Below are 19,324 nucleotides of genomic sequence, written 5' to 3'. Positions count from 1 at the left end.
AGATTCAGCATGAGAAGGCTCTGGGCTACTGCTTCACATTATCCATTATTTCCCAACACGTCTAATAGGATTCTAGGATTACAAAATGATTGGTGAATTTCAGTGAGGGCAGCGAGATCGGGCGTTAACGATCGACGACACAGCGGAACCCTGCAAAGATTTCTCGAACCCAGGGGTGGTACCAATTGCGAAAGGAATTGCGCATGGCCCACGATCGGGTTGCCCAACTGCCCCCCTTGAGCACTCGGTGAGCTTGGTCAAAATAGGGTTGGGAATAGCCGCGATAGGGAAACGGTTTAAAGCCGTGATAGCTATCAAACCAAGTACTCGTCCATTCCCACACATTGCCCAGTAAATCGACACATCCCGCAGCACTCTGGGATGCCTGAAACTGGGTGACGGGGGTGGTGTTGGCGAATTGGTGGTTGTGGTTGGCGCGATCGATCGGGTCGATCGTGGGCCATGCTTCGCCCCAGGGAAACGATCGGCTGGCTCCGTTTACCCCATCCCAACTGGCGGCTTTTTCCCATTCCGCTTCCGTAGGCAGTCGCTTGCCAACAAATCGGGCATAGGCATCGGCTTCGTACCAACTAACACCGCAGACGGGATGGCAGTCGTAGGTGGCATCGTCTACCCAGTAACGGGGTTGGGCGATCGGGGTAATTTGGGCTTGCGTTTGCAGCCATTGCCAACCCTCGGGATGCCAGAATTCCGATCGCTGATATCCGCCGGATGCCATGAATTCGCGATATTGGCCTTGGGTTATGGGATAGGCGTCGATGCGGTATTCCGGCAGATCAACCCAATGGCGCGGTGATTCGTTATCGATCGCCCTTGGGCTGTCCAGTCCCATGGCAAATTTGCCTGCGGGGACGGTCACCGATTGGGGGGCTGGGGTGCAGTTGGTTGTCAATGGTGGGCGCGATCGAAAGTCTTGGCCTTGTAGGGCGAGAATGATGGCGATCGTTTCGCAGTGTTGGCTTTCGTGTTGCAGCAGGAAGTGCCAGAGGCGGGCTTGGTCAGCAATAGGCGCTTGGTCGAGGTAATCGAATACTCGATCGCGAATAATTTGTAGGTAGGCCAGAATGTCCGGGAGGTCTGGCAAATGCACCCGATCGCGCTTAGGTAAACCATCCTGGGCATAGAGTCGCCGCAATTCTGGAAAGGGGAGTGGTTGTTGAGCGAGATGTTCCAAACTCCAGAGGGCTTCGGTGTAGCCAATGTGTCCTAGGTGCCACCCGATCGGGCTAAAGTCTGGGTGGGCGTAGCAACATAGCGTTTCTCGATCAACGGTTTTAAATAAATCCAGGGTGAGCGATCGGCAATCTTGCATAGATTGTCTGATCCATTGGCGCAGTTGTTCTGCATCGATCGTTGATTCTAGGGGCTTTTCAAAGGGCGCTGAGGGATGTGTTAGTAATCGATCGGTCATGGTTAATCGTTAGTAAACTCAATTCATCTAGGGATTGCCAATCTCCTGCGTGGCAAGGTTCGGAAGCAATTAAAAATCCCTCGGTTTCCTGCACCCAATAAAGGGTGGGAATGAGGCTCCGGCTGGCATAGCGGGAGGCCACTATTTGCTGCCCGTCGCTAATAATGATATTGGCGGAGAAATGGGTGTTGTAGTCTTGGCTTAATTGCACCAATTCTTTTAGGGTATGGGTTAATGCATCCGTTAGATTAGCGGTGACTGAGAATGCATCGAGAAATAGCGCAAAAATATGTTCGGAATCCGTGAGTCCGTGGATGGATTGATAGGCCCGATCGGAGAGGCGATCGCGAATGGGGCGATAGAGAGTTTGGCGAAATTGTTCGATATAGCCGTTGTGGACGAAGAGAAGGTTGCCGGATTGGAAGGGTTGGCAATTGCTGAGATCGACTGCGAGGCCGGGGGTGGCGCTGCGGACGTTGGCGAGGATGCAGCCGGATTCGACATAGCGGCTGAGGTTGGTTAAATTGAGGTCGCTCCAAATCGGTTGGATGCTGCGGTAGGTGTAGGGTTCGGTGCTTTTGGTGGCATGGTACCAACCCACGCCAAAGCCGTCGGCATTCAGCAAACCAGCGGTCATTTCCTTGGGCTGATAGCTCTGCACCATGAGGGAGTGATCGGGTTCGAGCAGCAGTTGATCCAGTTGGACGGGTTCGCCTAGATAACCCAGGATTCGGCACATAAGGTCAAGAGGGGAGACACGAGGAGGATAGGGAAAATGGGAGAGATTGATTTCCCATCTTGACACAGGTTCCCGCAAGTTGTCCGATCGTTTTTAACAGGCCATGACTTTTCTCTGGTCTTTCCTAGACTGTTCTGGGAAAGGTGGCTTTCATTCCTTTGACAGGAATCGATCGCCCCCTAGAATCCCCGGACTCTGTGTGCTGGTGCTGTGGCAAATTAACTTTGTAAATAGTCAACTACAGCTTGGGCGATCGTCCGATTGCCATCTTTTGCCAATGTCTCGACTTTGTGGGGGGAATTCATGGGTTGGGCCAGAAAGCGCCAATCTCCAGTAAAAAAGTCCTCTGCTTCGACAATTTGGTGCTGGGCGTAGTCCTGAATGCCTTCGAGCAAAATGGGGGCTTCGGCAAAGCCTTCGCGGGTGAGGCTGATGATAGGAACGTCAAAGCGGCAGGCTTCGGAAAAGGTGCTGTAACCAGGTTTAGAAATCAATCGTCCTGCCAATGCTGCAAAGTCGATCGGACGATAGAAACGATCATCCACACGAATTAAGTTGGGTAGTTCTGGTGCAGCGAGATCAAAACAAATAAAGGTATAGTCTGGGAAATGCTGGACATTCTCGTAGGGAATGCGATTTAGTCCCAATCCCCCAAAGGTGAGCAGAACAATTTTGTCCCGAGGAATTGCGCCTAAGTTAAATGCCTCCTGTACCTGCTCTGGGGTAAATCGGGGCATGACGCCCGTCAAGCCGACGTCGATCGGGTTGGTAAAGGCGGGCATCGGTTCACTGAAGGGCATGCGAAACAGTTGATCAGCTTGGCTAAAACAATCACCGATCCAATCTGCCATCTCGTTGAATTCTGGGTATTCTTCCCCCCAAGCGCGGTAGATAAAGTCCCAGCCGAAATTGCCCATCATCCAGCAAGGAATGCCCGCTGCCTGGGCGATCGGCGCGGCTAGGGGGGGGATGTCTCCCAAAACTAAGCCGACTCGGTTTTGTTTGAGGAAATTGGCTTCCGATTGAATCAAGGCTTGGGACTGTGATCGAATATCTTTGAGCTTGTCCAAGGTCGCAGGTAAATCCATGGTTAAACTATCCGCCTGAATCACCCCTACATCAAAGGCGCGCGGGCGGTGAATCCAATCCCCCGGAAAGTAGGCTTCCAAGACCGATCGCGGGGCCGTAGTGGCTAAAATAATCGTGATTTCGGGATTTAGCGTTTTGATTTCTGCCGCGATTGCGGCGGCCCGTGTGGCATGACCGAAGCCATGGTTGGTAATTGCGAGGTAAAGGATGGGTGAAGCCATAGCAACCTATTGGTGAGAGTTAGTCGTCCTCTAGTCTAAATCCTTCGGACAATCTCGATGTTGTAAAAACTGGGATTTTCTAAAAATGGTTTTTGGAGTAGGTGCGATCGACATGCGGCCAATACTGAAATGAATGTGCGACTAACGTAAGGTTGAATGCTGTAGTGGTTTGCTTGTCTGTGGTAGAGGGACAGATCCCCCCTAGCCCCCTTAATAAAGGGGGGAACCGGAAAAACATAGATTCAAAGTCCCCCTTATTAAGGAGAATTAGGGGGATCGAATATCCGAGATCGAGGCTATGGCTAATACTGCAGTGAATGTGCGGAGATTTAGGAAGATTGTTATGGGTTGCAATTACAAGTTGATTGGGTATGAATTAAAAGCGTTGCCTCGATCGGCCATTTGTCTTGATTGGCTGTCCTATCTGTAATTTACCCTAGCTGTGATGAAGGGAGTCTTACTGGGAATCCTAAGGTGAGTCGCTCCTGATTTGATCGACGGTGTTCCTGCTGTATTCCCACAAAATCATCCAACTTTGATCACCTTCATATCCCATGGTTATGGTGTCTCCTAATCTTTGTCCTTCCATGCAGGGTCGGGTTCACGAATTACAAACCCTAATTTTGTCCTTCCATCCCCTGATTGTCTTTGAAACCGTCGAAGAAGAGCGCGTCCAAGTGCTGCTGCAGGCCGCCACCCAGGAAATGGGACGCACCCTGATGGAATGGAGCATTACCCAAGGACTCACCCGATCGCCCGTCTCTGTGGATAACCGTTGGCAAAATGACTGCGCACCGACCAGTCAGCCCGCCGCCTATGACAATTCCTACGAACCGTTAGAAGTCCTAAAACGAATACAGGAACTGAATTTGAATGCCATTTTTTGGCTGAAGGACTTTTCCGTGCACTTAGAAGACGCCACCGTCGCACGCCAGTTTCGGGAATTAGTTCAAACCTTTTCCCAATCCCGATCGGCGATCGTGCTCACGGGCAATAGCGTCATCCTGCCCCAGGAAGTCAACCACGAAGCGGTTTACTACGACCTCAAGCTACCCGCCCGCGATGAACTCCATCAAGCGGTCATGGCTACTGTGCGATCGCTACGCGCCAAAAATCGCGTCCAAATCGAAATTCAAGACCATGAAATTCAAACCCTGGTCCATTCTCTCTCCGGTATGACCTTGCAACAGGCGCGGAAGGTGGTGGCCTATGCTGCCTTGGAAGATGGCAAACTGACCGTGCAGGATATCGATCGTGTCCTCCATCGCAAAGCTCAAGTAATTCGGGAAGAAAGTGTTCTGGAATACTTCCCGGTTGATCATGCACCGCTGCAGTGGGGCGGATTTGCAGGGCTAAAGCAATGGCTGAATCAAGCAAAAGTCGGCTTTTCTCCCCAGGCGCGGGAATGGAATCTGCAACCGCCTAAGGGGATTTTGATTGTGGGGATTCAGGGCTGTGGGAAGTCGTTGGCGGCTAAAGCGATCGCCAAAGCTTGGAAAATGCCCTTGCTCAAGCTGGATGCAGGCCGTCTCTATGATAAATACGTGGGCGAATCGGAAAAGAACTTCCGTCAAGCCTTGAGCCTAGCGGAATCCATGGCTCCGGCAGTCCTCTGGATTGACGAAATTGAAAAAAGCTTTGGCACATCTAACAGTGATTCCGACGGTGGTCTGAGCCAGCGCATGTTTGGATCATTCCTCACCTGGATGCAGGAAAAATCCCAGGAAGTGTTTGTCATTGCCACGGCCAATGATTTATCGAAAATTCCGCCGGAACTGCTGCGCAAAGGGCGATTTGACGAGATCTTCTTCGTTGATTTGCCCGATGCCAAGGAACGGGCCACAATTCTGCAACTGCACCTAGTCCAACGTAAGCAGGATCCAGCCCAGTTCGACTTCAATGCCCTGGTTGCAGCCACCGATGGTTTTAGTGGTGCAGAGATCGAACAAGCGATCGTGGCCTCGCTCTACAAAGCCCTTCACCTCAATCAACCCCTGGGCACAGATTTGATTATCGAGTCCGTTAAAAGCACCATTCCGCTATCCGTTTCCCGGCGGGAGGATGTCAATCGACTCCGAACGATCGCGCGGGAACGGTTTGTGAGTGTGCGCTAGTTTAGCCTCCGCTAGCGGATTGGGTGGTGCGGGGATAGGGCGTATCGGCAAATCCTAGTTCCACCAATTGAGCGTAGGCTTTACGGCCTAAATCCCGCGTTGGCTGCTGACTGCGGACGATTTGCACCAACAGCGGTACGGCCAGTTCCGGTTGATTCTGGGCCCGGTGTACCAAAGCGAGTTGATAGGTGGCTTCATCACGACCTTGGGCTGTTTTCAGTGCCTTTTGGCGGTTGCTATCGGTGATTGGGGTATCAATCCCAGAGAAGACATTCGCCAGATCTTGATAGAAGTTAGACAGTTGGTTAAAGGCTTGACGGGCTTCCTTCAGTTTGGTTTGCGCCAAGGGATAGTTGCCAGCGGTCACGGCATTGCCTGCATCGGCCATCATTTGGTCGCCCCCCGCAATGCTCAGAATCCCAGCCCCTGACCCGATCGTCACGGTGGGAGCTGCTTCCCCTTCCTTGGGACTGGGATAGGGCAGATCCACAAAGCCAATTTCCAACAGTTGGGCATAGGCTTGTTTACCCATGTCACGGGTGGGACTTTGGCTCCGGAGCACCTGCACGAGGAGGGGAACTGCTAATTCCGGTTGATTATTAGCACGATGGGCGATCGCCAACTGGTACGTTGCTTCGTCCCGCAGTTGGGCTGCTTTCAAAGCGCGAGTCCGTTGGGCATTGGAAATGCGAATGTCCAACCCTGAAAAGCTGCCGACCAAGTCTTGATGAAAATTGGAGAGTTGGTTAAAGACCTGACGGGCTTCCTGTAACTTTTTCACCGCCAGCCCGTAGTTTTTTGCCTCAGAAGCATCACTAGCTTCCTTCATCAATTTCTGTCCCGCTTGAACGTTTAGGATGCTGGTTTCCTGTGCAAGGGGTCGTAGTTCGTTGGGGTCAGTCTGGGCAACCATACGAGAGTCTTGGGCTTGGGCAACGGGAGCCAAGCACAGAGCTGCTAACAGCGCCAACGAACCAGAGTATAAAGAGTGACGAGTCATCCCAGATATGCCCATGAAAGAGAATAAGGTTACTAGCAGAATCATGCTGAAGGTCATGACGCAACTAGTGGTGTATTGTTGCCAACCAAGAGGGTAATGATAGCCTTGGGTATCTTAGCACTGCTCATGGGCGATCGGGTGTAATGGGCGATCGGGCAGTCTATATCCGTAGTGATGATCTGTCATCATGGTTGAGAGCCCTGTTCGTAGGAGCTGTGCAAGGGGAATGAAGTGCAGCTAAAACTATTGCAGCAGAAAAATATATTTTTTAGGAAAATTTTAAACAATAAAATTCCCAACATACCTGCTTGTAGGGAGATAATGCAGGCACATTGGGATTTTCCACCAACCCTCAGGCTCTGAAGAGACGTTAGGCATTAAAGCTCAAGCATCAAAGCCATAGTTACTGCCCTGAAATTATGCGTCACTAAGGTCGCCTGGGGATTGCAATTCAGAGATTGATCAAAGTTATTTGAGATAGCTAGCTTCCATCTCCAGCAGTTTTAGAAGTTGCTCATCTCCCCGAACCCGCGCAGCTTCCATGCGTTGCTGTAAATTCCGCCGTAAATTTTCACGATGGGCTGCTTTCACCTGAGCAATAGATTGACGATTTTGCTCTACCATAAAACCTCCTATTAATTTGAATATTCTCAGGTAAGACTTGAGTTGACTTGAGTTGAAACCTGCTTGGATGCAATCAGCTAGGTTTCCAGTTAGGCTTCAGCTACTAGCGTAACATAAAAGGTTAAAACGGTATTCCCTGCTACTAAAATTTACTTTGTTTTATGCACCTCTTAACATTACTCAGTGATTTTGGGCTGCAAGATAGCTATGTTGGTATCCTGAAAGGCGTCATTTTAGGGATTTTGCCCGAGGCTACGATCGTCGATCTAACCCATGGTGTTCCGCCCCAGGACATTGCAGCGGCTCGCTTCCAGGGGTTAATGGCCTATCCCTACTTTCCCCAGGGGACGGTACATGTGGCGATCGTGGATCCCGGTGTGGGCGGCCAGCGACGGGCGATCGCGGTGCAGACGACCCATGCCTATTTTGTTGCACCGGATAATGGGCTACTGAGCGGGATCCTGCAACAGGACTTAATTGTTCAGGCGGTAGAACTCACGAATCCCGACTATTGGCGATCGGCCCGTCCCAGCAGCACGTTCCATGGTCGAGATATTTTTGCCCCCGCCGCTGCCTACTTGGCCCAGGGAGTCCCGATCTCAGCCTTGGGAACCTCGATTGATCCCGCTACAATAGTACAACTCCAGTTCCCGCTGAGCCAACCTTCCCGCAATACCTACCATGGCTCCATTCAAGCGATCGACCACTTTGGAAACCTGATCACCAACTTCCCTGCATCATTGGTTCAAGGCCACCCTTGGCAGTTGCAGTTCCATCAGGTTGCCTATGCAGGACAGATGACCTATGGTGATGTTCCCAAAGGAGACGCGATCGGTCTTGTGGGCAGTCATGGTTATCTGGAACTCTCGATTAATTGCGGTAGTGCCCAACTGCAATTACAAGCTCAAGTGGGCGATCCCATACAGCTTTTTCTGTGCGAATAGGCGCAAACGCTCCTGCCTTTATTCATATTTCTCACATTATCATTTTTCCACTTTTTGCATTATTGCTGCATCATCCCATGATGGAACTCTCAGCATGTTTGGATAGTTATGGCTATTAAATGGGACGATTATCCTTATTTTTAATTCTTTGCTCAATCTCAATGATGGAGTTGTTACAATCACGTAGAGTCGTTAGAATCATTGATATATCAATAATCTGTAGGGAACTGTGGGTAAATCTGCATTTTTTCGATTTCAATCAGCGGTTCATTGTTTTTGATCCCTACATGCATACAGTATTAGATTCCATTGCAACTGCTAATCCGTCCTTTGAAGTTTCTCAAGTGGCTGCCATGAAGTTTATGTCACAGCTTGAGGGCTTGTCCCCAGCCACCCGCGATCGTGGCTCGGTTATCTATACTCGATCGGGGATCGACAAGCGCTATAGCTGCCTTCCCGATTACTTGTGTGAGCCCGAAGATTTTAGCTTTTATCCCAATAATTGGAAACTGGAGCCGCCACCTTCTACCCACGATCGCAACCAGAAATATCAAACTTCTGCGTTGGCCATTGCAGAGGCTGCGGCCCACCAAGCCATTCAATCAGCCCAGCTCGATCCAGCGGAGATTACCCATTTAATTGTGGTGAGTTGTACAGGATTTGCCGCACCGGGCCTTGATATTCAATTAGTCAAACGCTTGGGATTGCCTGCCCAAACCGATCGTACCCTGATTGGATTTATGGGGTGCTATGCTGCATTTAATGGCCTTAAAACAGCGCATGCCCTCTGTCAAAGCCACCCTCGGGCAAGGGTGTTAATGGTCTGTGTGGAGCTATGTACCCTGCACTTTCAAGCGGAGGATTCGATCGAAAGTGTGATTATCAATGCTCTATTTGGCGATGGGGCGGCAGCAGCTATTTTATCCACCCGATCGACGGCTGAAGCGCAGGGCCAACTAGCCTACGTTGAAGGCTGTAGTCTGCTGACTGAAGATACGATGGATCTGATGACCTGGACGATTAGCAATACCGGCTTTCTGATGCATTTATCCTCTAAAGTCCCTAGCGCGATCGTGCAGTCTTTAAATCAATATTTAACAACCTTTCTCGAACGCCATCACTTGACTTACCATCAAATCGATTTCTGGGCCATTCATCCCGGTGGACGGCAAATTGTTGATAAAATTCAATTTTTGTTAGAACTCAGTGATGCCGCTGTCTCTGACTCCTACGAAGTTCTCCGCAATTACGGCAACATGAGTTCCTGCACTATTTTATTTATCCTGAAACGTTTACTAGCCCAGCATCAAGCGGGATTGCCACAGGGTAAAGGATTTCAGAATGGCTTAGCCCTTGCCTTTGGCCCCGGACTGACGATCGAAGGCTGTCTGTTTCAACCTGTCTAATAATCTCATTTGCATAACCTCATTTGCTATGCCTTCTTTTCAAACTCGCACCGATGAAGATGAATTGATGGATGATTTTTCCATTGTTGATCTGCGACTGACGAGCGCCTTGGAACAACTGCGATCGGTCAACCGCTTTCTGGGGGGATATGGGACTACGATGGCGGTGCTAGCGCCTTGGCTCAAGACCTATCAGCAGGCCCAGTCGCGTTCTTCCCGGCCCTCCCAACCCATTCGGATTCTGGATTTAGGGACGGGTATTGCGGATTTTCCTGAATATATTGTGCGTTGGGCTGCTGCCCAATCTCCTTCGATCGACCTAGAAATTGTCGCCATTGACGCCAATCCCGTTACGGTGGACTATGCCCGCCAGTCCCTTTCCGATCGATTGCCACCAGAATTACAATCCAAAATTTCCGTAGAGGTTGCTGATGCCTTAGCCTTGCCCTATGGGGATCATGCCTTTGACATTGCCATGGGTGCGATGTTTTTACATCACTTTGCTGAAGAGAAGGCCGTCACGATCGTTCAATCTATGCAACGAGTGGCCAGCCAAGGCATTTTGATTAACGACTTGCATCGCCATCCCTTGGCCTACTATGGCATCTATAGCTTAACGCGACTCCTGCGCGCTTCGGAAATGGTGCAAAACGATGGCCCCATCTCAGTCTTACGGGGATTTCGGGCTGCGGATCTTCAAGCGATCGCCCAGAAAGCGAACCTAGAGACTTTTTCATTGCGTTGGTATTGGCCCTTTCGTTGGTTATTAACAACATTGAAGATTGGGTATTAATCACGTTCAGTAATCAATGAGATCTGTATGACCTATGACGTTATTATTATTGGAGCTGGATTGGCAGGTTGTAGCGCTGCTATTCAACTCGCAAATCAAGGGTGGAAAGTATTACTGTTAGAGCAGCAGTCCTATCCCGTTCATAAGCTCTGTGGTGAATTTTTATCCGTTGAAGTTCTTTCAATTTTTGAAAAATTAGGAATTCTCGATTCTGTTTTGCGGGCGGGTGCCCATCCAATTCGTCGAGTGTTGCTAACTACATCCACAGGCCAATACTTTGAAAGTCATTTGCCCGGTGTAGCCTTGGGACTCAGTCGGTATCAGCTTGATTGGATGCTATTTCAACAAGCCGATCGATCGGGGGCAATTTGCTACGATGGCATGGTTGTTCGTCGCATTGAGGGCAATTTTGCAGCTCATTTTTCCGTCAACACAAGCCGAGGTCAATTCACCAGTCGGATGGTGTTGGGGGCCTATGGCAAGCGATCGGCCCTAGATAGCCATCTCGATCGAACCTTCACCCAATCGAGAACTCCGTGGGTTGCGTTCAAGGCGCACTATCGCGGGCTAGACATTCCAGGAACGATCGAAATGCACGCCTTTCCGGGGGGATATTGCGGCTTATCCCAAATCGAAACAGGCCAAATTAATCTCTGCTGGCTGGGGCATGAAAGCATCCTCCGCAATAGCCAGAATCGCAGTTTGCCCGAGGCCCTCTCTCAAAATTCCGTTCTGCGCGATCGCTTGGCAGCCCTCACTGGAGATTCTGCGATCGGGCATCACCTGAGCCAAGTGTCCTTTCAGTTAAAGGGCAATTTTGAGGGCGATATTTGCATGATTGGTGATACAACGGGCATGATTACGCCGCTGTGTGGCGATGGTATGGCGATGGCTTTGCGAACCGCAGATATGGTTGTTCCCTTTGTCAGTGCTTACTTATCCCACCAATTAACGGCCATGGCCTTCAAGCACCAATACAGTCAGGCGTGGCAACGGGAATTCAAGACCCGCCTTCGGCTGGGCCGCCTAGTCCACAATGCATTCATTCAGCCTAGGCTGGCCCAAGCGAGTGTTTCTCTATGCCAGCGGTTACCCACGATCGGGCAATGGCTCATTCAAAATACTAGAGGAAAACCTGGACAGAACACGTCTGTAGGGGATTGGTTGTCCTCGGCGAAGGCTTAAACCTATGCAGAAAAAGCCCATGGGAAGCTCGCGATTGGAAGCGACAAATCAGGATTAGGCGTCATAGATCTGAGATTACAGATCGAGCATTTGCAGTTTATACAAACTAGCATATAGGCCATCTTGGACGATTAACTCTTCATGACTGCCACTTTCGATTAATTCACCCCGCTTGAGAACCAGAATGCGATCGACATTGCGAATGGTAGACAATCGGTGGGCAATAATAATCGCCGTCCGATTTTCCAACATACGTTCCAATGCTTCTTGAATCAAGGCTTCAGTGCCTACATCCAAGCTAGAAGTCGCTTCATCCAACACCAAAATCTTAGGATCACGAATCGCAGTACGAGCAAAGGCAATCAACTGTTTTTGGCCGCCAGAAAGATTCGTTCCCCGCTCCCGCAATTGGGTGTTGTAGCCCTGGGGCAATTGTTCAATCAAGGTTGATACATTAGTTTGTTCTGCCGCTGCTTGAACTTCCTGTATCGAATACTGTTCACCTAAGGTGATGTTCCCTTTCACATCCCCTGCAAAAATAAAACCATCTTGCAGGATGATGCCAATGCGACGGCGCAGTTCTGCTTGCGGCAAATTGCGAATATCGACGCCATCCAATAAAATCCGCCCTTCCTGGGGTTCATATAGTCGGCTCAGAAGACGAATAATCGAACTTTTGCCTGCTCCGGTAGGGCCAACAAGTGCAACTTTTTCGCCCGATCGAATCGTGAAATCAAGGTTGTGAAGCACATATTCCCCAGGTTTGTAGCCAAAGGAAACCTGTTCAAAACGAATTTCTCCAACCCCATGATCAATGGTTTGAAAGTGCTGGACGCGATCTTTGATTTCGATCGGTTCATTCAACACGTCATTAATCCGCTCAACGGCAGTGAATCCTGCTTGAATGGCCGTGAACTTTTCTGCAAACTGTCGCAGTGGATCGAACAACGTTTGGGCAAATAGGATAAATGCGGATAACGTCCCAAACCCAAGATTGCCATCGTTAACAAATTTACCGCCGATCGCCAATACCCCCGCGATCGCGATCAGTGATACCCATTCCAACGTGGCAGACACCGCAGAATCATAGAAAATTGTGCGATCGATTTCGCGAATGTAACTTTGATTGGTCTGATTGAAGAGTTGACCATTGATTTGTTCTCGCCGGAATAGTTGAACCACGCCGACTCCAAGAATATTTTCTTGTAGCATTGCATTCAGACTGGACAGCTCCTCCCGCGCGGCATAGTTAGCAGTGCGATATTGTTTTTGTAAATAAACAATCAGCAAGGCTGTAGGCACTAAAATGAACACTAATAAAGTTGCTAACTGCCATTGCTTGGTAAACATTAAAACCATAATGGCCAGCATCAAAATGAAATCACCAATGATGCCGATCGCCCCAGTGGAAAACACTTCACCCAAGGCATCGACATCACTGGTTAAGCGGGTAATCAACTTGCCGACGGGGGTTCGATCGAAAAATCGCACGGCTAGCGAAGTTACATGGGTAAAGAGGTCATAGCGAATATCTGCCGTCATTCGCTGTCCAGCCTTTTGTACCAAGTAACCTTGGGTGGCATCGAACGCCAGCCGACCCACGATCGTCATTAACAACAGCACGACCAAAAAATTTAGTCCTGTTGAAAGATCCCAGTTCTTCAACAACTGCCAAGTTGAATCTTCCTGTCGTAGAAGCGAAATCGCTTGACCAATGACGATCGGCTGAACGGCCCGAGCGATCGCGCTGGGAATTAACAGGATGACCGCAACAATCAACAGCTTGCTATGGCGCTTGGCATAGGGAAGCAGTTGCAGAAAAAGCCGCCAGTCATTGTCCGATCGAGCCGGAGAAGGTTTCGGAGTCAAACCAGTTTGCGCTGCCATGGGAGGGAGGAAGAAAAGACCTTCTCTAGGCTAGCAGGTTCAGGAAAACTTATGGGGCGCTTAGGCTTTGTATCCGATCCGTGGACTGGATGAATTTACCCCCCCAACGCTATGCCCCAATCACGTACTTCCGCCATTCTTGATTTGCGCCACCCTTCACATACTTTGCCACTTCAAAGTAGAGGCTGCTGTGGGGCTTGTGCGGTTTTTTCAGCAGGAGCATCCCAGCTTCCTTGGGGGTACGGTTGCCCTTTTTGACATTACAGCGCACGCAAGCAACCGCAATATTTTCCCAGGTGTCTTGCCCACCGCGCGATCGGGGAATCACATGATCCAGGGTGAGGTCGTCGCCGCTATAGCCGCAGTACTGGCAACTGTGCCCATCACGGTGCAAAAGATTTTTTCGGGTCAGCGCAATTTCGGTATAGGGAACGCGCACGTACTGGCGCAGGCGAATCACAGAGGGGAGGGGGAAATCTGCGTAAACGTACTTCCCATTATGCTCAAGCTGCTCCGCTTTGCCCTTCAGCAATAAGACGATCGCCCTTCGCCAACTGGTGATATTCAGTGGTTCGTAGGACGCATTCAGCACCAGAACCTTACTCATTTGCGTTGGAAATGAGAGAAATAAGTGCCCTGATGTTAACACAGTTTTTTAAGAATCGCTAGAAATCAAAGTGCATCCCAGGTGAGAGGGAGTTGCAAGTGAGTGACAACGATAAGTGGTATCCAATGAGTTTAGGACAGCCCTATAAAATTGATGTATGGATGCGACAGATTCGATCCCCCTACCGCTCCTGATTAAAGGGGAAAATTCGGTCAAATTTCTTCAAAATTACCCTGAATAGGGGGAGGGGGCGATTTGCAAGCAAAAAGAGGAGAGGATTGTACTAACAATCTTGACTACCACTCTCGTAAAAGCAAAAGTCTGTCTCGTAAAAGTGAGATTTAAACCTTTCTTCCAAGCCAGCCAGATGCTCACCCATCACTCTTCCAATTCAGAAAATGGCAGAAAATTTACTTCCATCTGGGGAAGGTTCAGCTAAATTATTCAGCATCATTTTAGATAATTACCCAAACAAGGCTTCTGATGGGCCGATTGCTCAGGGAAAGTTGTTAATAGAAGGGGGTGGGATGCTACGAAATGGGCTGCGATGGGATTGAAGTGATCCAGATACTAAAGGCTGTACGGCCTCAGTTGCAACCTCGATCACAGAATCGATCACACTGCATTGGGCGCGTCAGGGTCTTCGAGTCAGTCAGTTTTGGGTGGAGGAGTGAACAATCATGATGAGTTGGGAAACGGGTTCGAGTATTGCACGGATGCAGCGGGAACGGGCGTGGGTGGAAATCGACCTAGCGGCGATCGCCCACAATATGCAGCAAGTTCGCCGGATCCTCAAACCCGGCACCGATCTGATGGCCGTGGTCAAAGCAGATGCCTATGGTCATGGAGCCGTTACCGTGGCGCGGGCCGCCCTGCAAGCTGGAGCGACTTGGTTAGGCGTGGCGACGATCCCCGAAGGCATTGAGCTGCGGGAAGCGGACATTGAAGCGCCAATTTTAGTGTTGGGTGCAACGAACCTACCGGAACAGGTGCGGACGATCGCCCGCTGGAACCTGCAACCGACCCTGTGCACGCCTAAGCAGGCGCTTGTCTTTGCGGAAGCGATCGGCGATCGTACCCAGCTTCCCGTTCACCTGAAGATCGATACTGGGATGTGCCGTTTGGGGACGCCGTGGCAACAGGCTGTGGAGTTTGTTGATTTGGTACGCCGTTTGCCGAATTTACCCATTGCTAGTCTCTATTCCCACTTTGCCACTGCCGATGATCCCGACCAAACCATCATGCGGGAACAGCAGCGGCGCTTTGACTCCGTCATTCGTGCCTGTGGGATGCAGCAGAGTCCCGATCGTCCCAAGCTGCACTTTGCCAACTCTGCGGCCACGTTGACCGATCGTAGTTTGCATTACGACATGGTGCGTACTGGGTTGATTACCTATGGCCTCTATCCCTCACCGCATTTGCAGTCAGTGGTTGAGCTGCGCCCCGCCATGCAGGTTAAAGCCCGTGTTACCCAGGTGAAGACCATTCCCCCTGGCACCGGAGTCAGCTACGGCCATCGCTTTGTTAGCGATCGGGAAATGCAAGTAGCGGTGATTGGGATTGGCTATGCCGATGGGGTGCCGCGCAATCTCTCTAACCAGATGGAGGTTCTGGTGCGGGGCCAACGGGTCAAACAGATTGGGGCCATCACCATGGATCAGATCATGCTGGATGTTAGCGCCATTTCTGATTTGCAAGCTGGGGAAGTTGTGACGGTGCTGGGGCAGGATGGGGACGATCGTATTAGTGCCGATGACTGGGCCAACCAACTGGGGACAATTTCCTGGGAAATTCTCTGTAGCTTTAAGCACCGCTTGCCTCGGGTCACGGTTGATCAACTGCGGTGCGATCGGGTGAGAGATGAATCCCGCGCCTGAGGCATTTCTCTTGCCTCCTTCGCTCAAGGGGTCTCATTTGTTAGGGGAACGGGGATTGGGAATGGCGGTTCTGGGATAGAAGGCGAGATCTGGTTGCCATTCCTATTCTCCGGTGCGACGCAAGTTACCGATGGGGAAGCTTTGGATGGGGGGGACTTTTGAAGGATTCGATGCCCTGCAAATTGACATACCTGTGAGGCTGCGGAGTCCAGGAAGGATTTCGTTTAAGAGTGGATGATTTTGATTGTTCTACCATTGTAGAAGGTTCCCGATCGCAGGTGCCCCGATCGTGGGTCTGCCAAGAAGATGCAGGAAGGTCGATCGGAGTTGAATTTATGGTGTTTTTGGGGCGTTGAGTTTGTGTTGAATGCAATGCTGAAATCTTTGACTAAAAATCTCTAGTGGCGGGTTTGATCCGCCCAAGGCGTGAGCTTCTGCGAGAGAGCCTTCAAACCGTAGTCAATCACTAAACCCATCAAGCCAATTAGAATAATGCAGAACAACACCTTATCCGTTTGCAGAAAGCGTTGCGCCTGAATAATCTTGAACCCTAGGCCACTCTGCGCCGCCACCAATTCCGCAATCACCAGAAAATTCCAAGCCCCCGAAATATTCACTCGCAAAGTATCCAATACACTGGGAAACGCAGCCGGAATAATCACTTGCAATAAAACATCGCGACGACTGCCCCCTAACGTGTAAGCAACATTGATCATGTCATTGGGAATAAACTTGACTGCATCCGCAATCATAATGGCGTTATACAACACCACCCCCAACATAATGATTAATACCTTAGAAGCCTCTCCCAGCCCTAGCCAAATAATGATTAACGGAACAAACGCCGTCACTGGCATGTAACGCACCGTCCCCACGATCGGTGCAAACAAGCTGTCCATACTGTAAAACGTCCCCATGGCAATGCCCATCGGCACCCCAATCAGCGCCGCCACCAGAAATCCCGCCAAAACCCGACCACTACTCGCCAACACATCCACGAGTAAATTATTTTCCGCAAACATGGTCATTCCCGCTTGCAGCACTGCCGTTGGCGTTGGCAGGAACATCGGCGGTACTAGTCCGGCATAGCTAAAAATCGCCCAAAACAGTAACGGCACTGCCAAAGCCAGCGTCACAATTAATAGCGACAACCGTTTAGGAAAGCCCTGACGAATACTCCAGAACACGGAGGGACGTAAATAGGTGTGCTGGCGGCTGGGGCTATCTTGCGCGATCGGGGTGAGGGTAACCATGGTGAGAGTCTCCAGTTAGAAAAACTTTAAATAGCGTTGCCGTTCCCAATCAGAAATGTGATTGTGATACTCTTGCCACTCCTGGGTTTTGTAGTCCACATAGGATTGGTACATCAAATCCCCCATGACTTTCTTGCTGAGGGGATCCTGGGCAAAGGCCGCGATCGCTTCCCCCAAGGTCCGTGGTAGGCAATGAATCCCCATCTCTGCCAGGGTTTCCAGGGAGTAGGTATACATATTTCCCGTATGGGGTTCACCGGGATCAAGCTGCTCCCGAATGCCTTCTAACCCAGCCGCCAACAGCATGGCAGCCCCCAGATAGAGATTGCTGGAAATATCCGCCGCTCGGCATTCCACCCGTCCCCCCGCTAGGGGAATGCGTAGCATGTTTGTGCGGTTGTTATTGCCATAGCACATGTAAACCGGAGCCCAGGTAAAGCCCGACATACTGCCCCGCGCCACCAGTCGCTTGTAACTATTGACCGTCGGTGCAATCACCGCACAGATGGCCGGAGCGTGGCGCAGAATGCCAGCAATGAATTGGTAACCCAATTGCGATAGCTGACAGCCCCTTGCATCCTCAGCGTTGTAAAAAAGATTCTCACCCGTGTTGATGTCTGCGAGGGACATATTGTAGTGGGCACCGCTGCCGGAACGATTGCCAAAGGGCTTCGGCATAAACGTGGCAAAGTAGCCATGCTTGCGGGCGATCTCCTTCACCATCAAGCGAAAGAACGTAATGCGATCGCTCATTTGCAACGCATCGCAGTAGGCAAAATCCGTTTCAAACTGGCCGTTGGCATCCTCATGGTCAAAGGAATAGACATCCCAGCCCAATTGGTTCATCGCCTCCACAATCTCCGTCACCCAGGTGTAGTTGTCCAGCAAGCCTTGCAGGTCGTAACAGGGTTTGGCCAAGGTATCGCGATCGCTGACGGGCACCACATCCCCCTCGGGCGTTTCCTTGAGAATGAAAAACTCCGTTTCAATCCCCAAGTTGAATGTAAATCCCATGCGCGCGGCATCGGCCAGCACTGATTTGAGAATGCCCCGGCAGCAGGCGGAAAAGGGTTGGCCCTTCAAATAGAGATCGCTGGCGAACCAGGCAATTTCCGGATTCCACGGCAAAATAGTCGCGGATTGAGGGTCAGGACGGGCGGAGACTTCCTCATCGCTGACATCCTGGGGGACCCCATCCAGCGCCGCCCCTGTAAACAGTTCCGAACCCGCCATCATCTGCCCCAGATGGGAGAGGGGAACCGCTTTGGCCTTGCACATGCCATGGAGATCGACAAAGCTGGCTAGGGCGTATTTGACCCCCTGATCTTCCAGGGAGGACTTGAGCATTGGTAATTCCGGTGTTAGTGATTCAGCCATCGTGATAATTCTCCGATTCCCCGTAGGCAGCGATTTGATAACTTATAGCGCTTTAATGATCGAATCGTCGTAGAGTTGATCCGCTTGTAACGGACTGGGAATCATTTTGAAATCGTAGGCTGCTTTAGCATTGAGTTCTAAGTTGCCCTTAATGTTTTGGGGATTGGTTGGGTTGAATCCCACCGCTTTATTACCCTCCACGTCGAATAACTTGAGTAGTTTCAATTGCTCCTTGACCTCATCCCCGGAAATTCCCAACTTTTCACCCGTAATTTTCATCGCTTCGGGATCCGCTGCTACCGCCAGTTTCACCGCCTGATCAACCGCTTTGAAATAGGCTTGCAAATCGGCTTTACGCTCCTGCAAAATATTGCCATGCACCATCACCACATCAGCAATCAAGTTCGTATTCTCCGTCGAGAAAATCACTTCGCCCCCACCCTGTTGGGCCGCCTTGCGCAGGTAGGGTTCGTAGCTCACGGCAATATCCACCTGTTTCCCCGCAAAGGCTGTGGCAGCATCGGCAGCGGGCATACTTTTAATGCTGACATCGTTTTCCGTCAAGCCACCTTTATTCAAATAGGCTCGCAGCAAAACTTTTTCAAACAGAATATCTTCCCGCGCGATCGTTTTTCCTTTGGCGTCTTGGGGCGATTTAATACCGCGACCAATAATAGAGTTGTTGGGAAATAAAACCAGCTCTGGGACAGGGTTTGCCCTGACTGTTATCTAACTTATGCTGCATCTAAGTAGAAGTTCCACAAGCCTGCTGCGTT

The 19,324-nt window shown here is 50.5% G+C and carries 18 protein-coding genes; 8 read left to right on the top strand and 10 right to left on the bottom strand.

The window, feature by feature from the left end:
- Positions 1 to 124: 124 nt before the first annotated feature.
- The 3 genes from ACN4EG_RS24005 to ACN4EG_RS23995 all read right to left on the bottom strand — a co-directional run bounded on the left by ACN4EG_RS24005 (position 125) and on the right by ACN4EG_RS23995 (position 3,481).
- Positions 125 to 1,432 carry an SUMF1/EgtB/PvdO family nonheme iron enzyme gene (locus ACN4EG_RS24005; protein ID WP_431632799.1) on the bottom strand — a complete coding sequence of 436 codons (1,308 nt, stop codon included), beginning with the start codon at positions 1,430 to 1,432 and terminating at the stop codon, positions 125 to 127.
- Complete coding sequence (egtC, locus tag ACN4EG_RS24000; RefSeq protein WP_431632798.1) at positions 1,392 to 2,171, bottom strand: ergothioneine biosynthesis protein EgtC; 780 nt, start codon at positions 2,169 to 2,171, stop codon at positions 1,392 to 1,394. Before egtC ends, ACN4EG_RS24005 begins: the two co-directional genes overlap by 41 nt.
- A gap of 218 nt (positions 2,172 to 2,389) precedes the next feature.
- Positions 2,390 to 3,481: a glycosyl transferase gene (locus ACN4EG_RS23995; RefSeq protein WP_431632797.1), complete on the bottom strand. Its 1,092-nt coding sequence runs from the start codon at positions 3,479 to 3,481 to the stop codon at positions 2,390 to 2,392.
- Positions 3,482 to 3,779: 298 nt separating this feature from the next.
- Here ACN4EG_RS23995 and ACN4EG_RS23990 point away from each other — a divergent pair, with 298 nt between their 5' ends.
- On the top strand, positions 3,780 to 3,911 hold the full coding sequence (locus tag ACN4EG_RS23990) for a hypothetical protein (protein WP_431632796.1): 132 nt from the start codon (positions 3,780 to 3,782) through the stop codon (positions 3,909 to 3,911).
- A 124-nt stretch (positions 3,912 to 4,035) separates the two neighbouring features.
- Complete coding sequence (locus ACN4EG_RS23985) at positions 4,036 to 5,595, top strand: AAA family ATPase (RefSeq protein ID WP_431632795.1); 1,560 nt, start codon at positions 4,036 to 4,038, stop codon at positions 5,593 to 5,595.
- 1 nt (position 5,596) lies between these two features.
- On the opposite strand, the gene ACN4EG_RS23980 is transcribed toward ACN4EG_RS23985, so the two are convergent.
- On the bottom strand, positions 5,597 to 6,595 hold the full coding sequence (locus ACN4EG_RS23980; protein WP_431632794.1) for a hypothetical protein: 999 nt from the start codon (positions 6,593 to 6,595) through the stop codon (positions 5,597 to 5,599).
- Between the two features lie 468 nt (positions 6,596 to 7,063).
- Entirely contained in the window at positions 7,064 to 7,219 is a 156-nt protein-coding gene (pirA, locus tag ACN4EG_RS23975; protein ID WP_431632793.1) for an arginine synthesis PII-interacting regulator PirA, read from the bottom strand.
- A gap of 161 nt (positions 7,220 to 7,380) precedes the next feature.
- Here pirA and ACN4EG_RS23970 point away from each other — a divergent pair, with 161 nt between their 5' ends.
- The 4 genes from ACN4EG_RS23970 to ACN4EG_RS23955 all read left to right on the top strand — a co-directional run bounded on the left by ACN4EG_RS23970 (position 7,381) and on the right by ACN4EG_RS23955 (position 11,547).
- A complete protein-coding gene (locus ACN4EG_RS23970) occupies positions 7,381 to 8,163 on the top strand; it encodes an SAM hydrolase/SAM-dependent halogenase family protein (protein ID WP_431632791.1) in 783 nt (260 codons plus the stop codon).
- Between the two features lie 287 nt (positions 8,164 to 8,450).
- Positions 8,451 to 9,569, top strand: coding sequence for a type III polyketide synthase (locus ACN4EG_RS23965; RefSeq protein ID WP_431632790.1), 1,119 nt, complete (start codon positions 8,451 to 8,453; stop codon positions 9,567 to 9,569).
- Between the two features lie 28 nt (positions 9,570 to 9,597).
- Positions 9,598 to 10,362 (top strand): methyltransferase domain-containing protein, encoded by a 765-nt coding sequence (locus tag ACN4EG_RS23960; RefSeq protein ID WP_431632789.1) that lies wholly within the window; start codon positions 9,598 to 9,600, stop codon positions 10,360 to 10,362.
- Positions 10,363 to 10,389: 27 nt separating this feature from the next.
- A complete protein-coding gene (locus tag ACN4EG_RS23955) occupies positions 10,390 to 11,547 on the top strand; it encodes an NAD(P)/FAD-dependent oxidoreductase (protein ID WP_431632788.1) in 1,158 nt (385 codons plus the stop codon).
- 75 nt (positions 11,548 to 11,622) lie between these two features.
- Here ACN4EG_RS23955 and ACN4EG_RS23950 read toward each other — a convergent pair whose 3' ends face one another.
- Together ACN4EG_RS23950 and ACN4EG_RS23945 are read right to left on the bottom strand one after the other, a co-directional pair.
- Positions 11,623 to 13,434: an ABC transporter ATP-binding protein gene (locus ACN4EG_RS23950; RefSeq protein ID WP_431632787.1), complete on the bottom strand. Its 1,812-nt coding sequence runs from the start codon at positions 13,432 to 13,434 to the stop codon at positions 11,623 to 11,625.
- 109 nt (positions 13,435 to 13,543) lie between these two features.
- Positions 13,544 to 14,041, bottom strand: a complete 498-nt coding sequence (locus ACN4EG_RS23945; protein ID WP_431632786.1) for an HNH endonuclease — start codon at positions 14,039 to 14,041, stop codon at positions 13,544 to 13,546.
- A gap of 680 nt (positions 14,042 to 14,721) precedes the next feature.
- Between ACN4EG_RS23945 and alr the strand changes: the two genes are divergently transcribed.
- Both alr and ACN4EG_RS23935 read left to right on the top strand, forming a co-directional pair.
- Positions 14,722 to 15,918 (top strand): alanine racemase, encoded by a 1,197-nt coding sequence (gene alr, locus ACN4EG_RS23940; RefSeq protein WP_431632785.1) that lies wholly within the window; start codon positions 14,722 to 14,724, stop codon positions 15,916 to 15,918.
- A 230-nt stretch (positions 15,919 to 16,148) separates the two neighbouring features.
- Positions 16,149 to 16,274, top strand: coding sequence for a hypothetical protein (locus ACN4EG_RS23935; RefSeq protein ID WP_431632784.1), 126 nt, complete (start codon positions 16,149 to 16,151; stop codon positions 16,272 to 16,274).
- A 42-nt stretch (positions 16,275 to 16,316) separates the two neighbouring features.
- Here ACN4EG_RS23935 and ACN4EG_RS23930 read toward each other — a convergent pair whose 3' ends face one another.
- From ACN4EG_RS23930 to ACN4EG_RS23920, 3 genes are read right to left on the bottom strand one after another with little or no spacing between them, the layout of a single operon-like run.
- Positions 16,317 to 17,171, bottom strand: a complete 855-nt coding sequence (locus tag ACN4EG_RS23930) for an ABC transporter permease (RefSeq protein WP_431632783.1) — start codon at positions 17,169 to 17,171, stop codon at positions 16,317 to 16,319.
- A 15-nt stretch (positions 17,172 to 17,186) separates the two neighbouring features.
- The gene (glnT, locus tag ACN4EG_RS23925) at positions 17,187 to 18,548 is read right to left on the bottom strand and encodes a type III glutamate--ammonia ligase (protein WP_431632782.1); all 1,362 of its coding nucleotides are present in this window, start codon (positions 18,546 to 18,548) and stop codon (positions 17,187 to 17,189) included.
- Positions 18,549 to 18,590: 42 nt separating this feature from the next.
- Entirely contained in the window at positions 18,591 to 19,208 is a 618-nt protein-coding gene (locus ACN4EG_RS23920) for an ABC transporter substrate-binding protein (RefSeq protein WP_431632800.1), read from the bottom strand.
- Positions 19,209 to 19,324: the final 116 nt, after the last annotated feature.

The sequence above is a fragment of the Alkalinema pantanalense CENA528 genome, from assembly GCF_050753345.1.
Lineage (GTDB): Bacteria > Cyanobacteriota > Cyanobacteriia > Leptolyngbyales > Leptolyngbyaceae > Alkalinema > Alkalinema pantanalense.
Note: the sequence above shows the minus strand (reverse complement) of the source record. Positions and strands in the feature narration are given on the sequence as shown.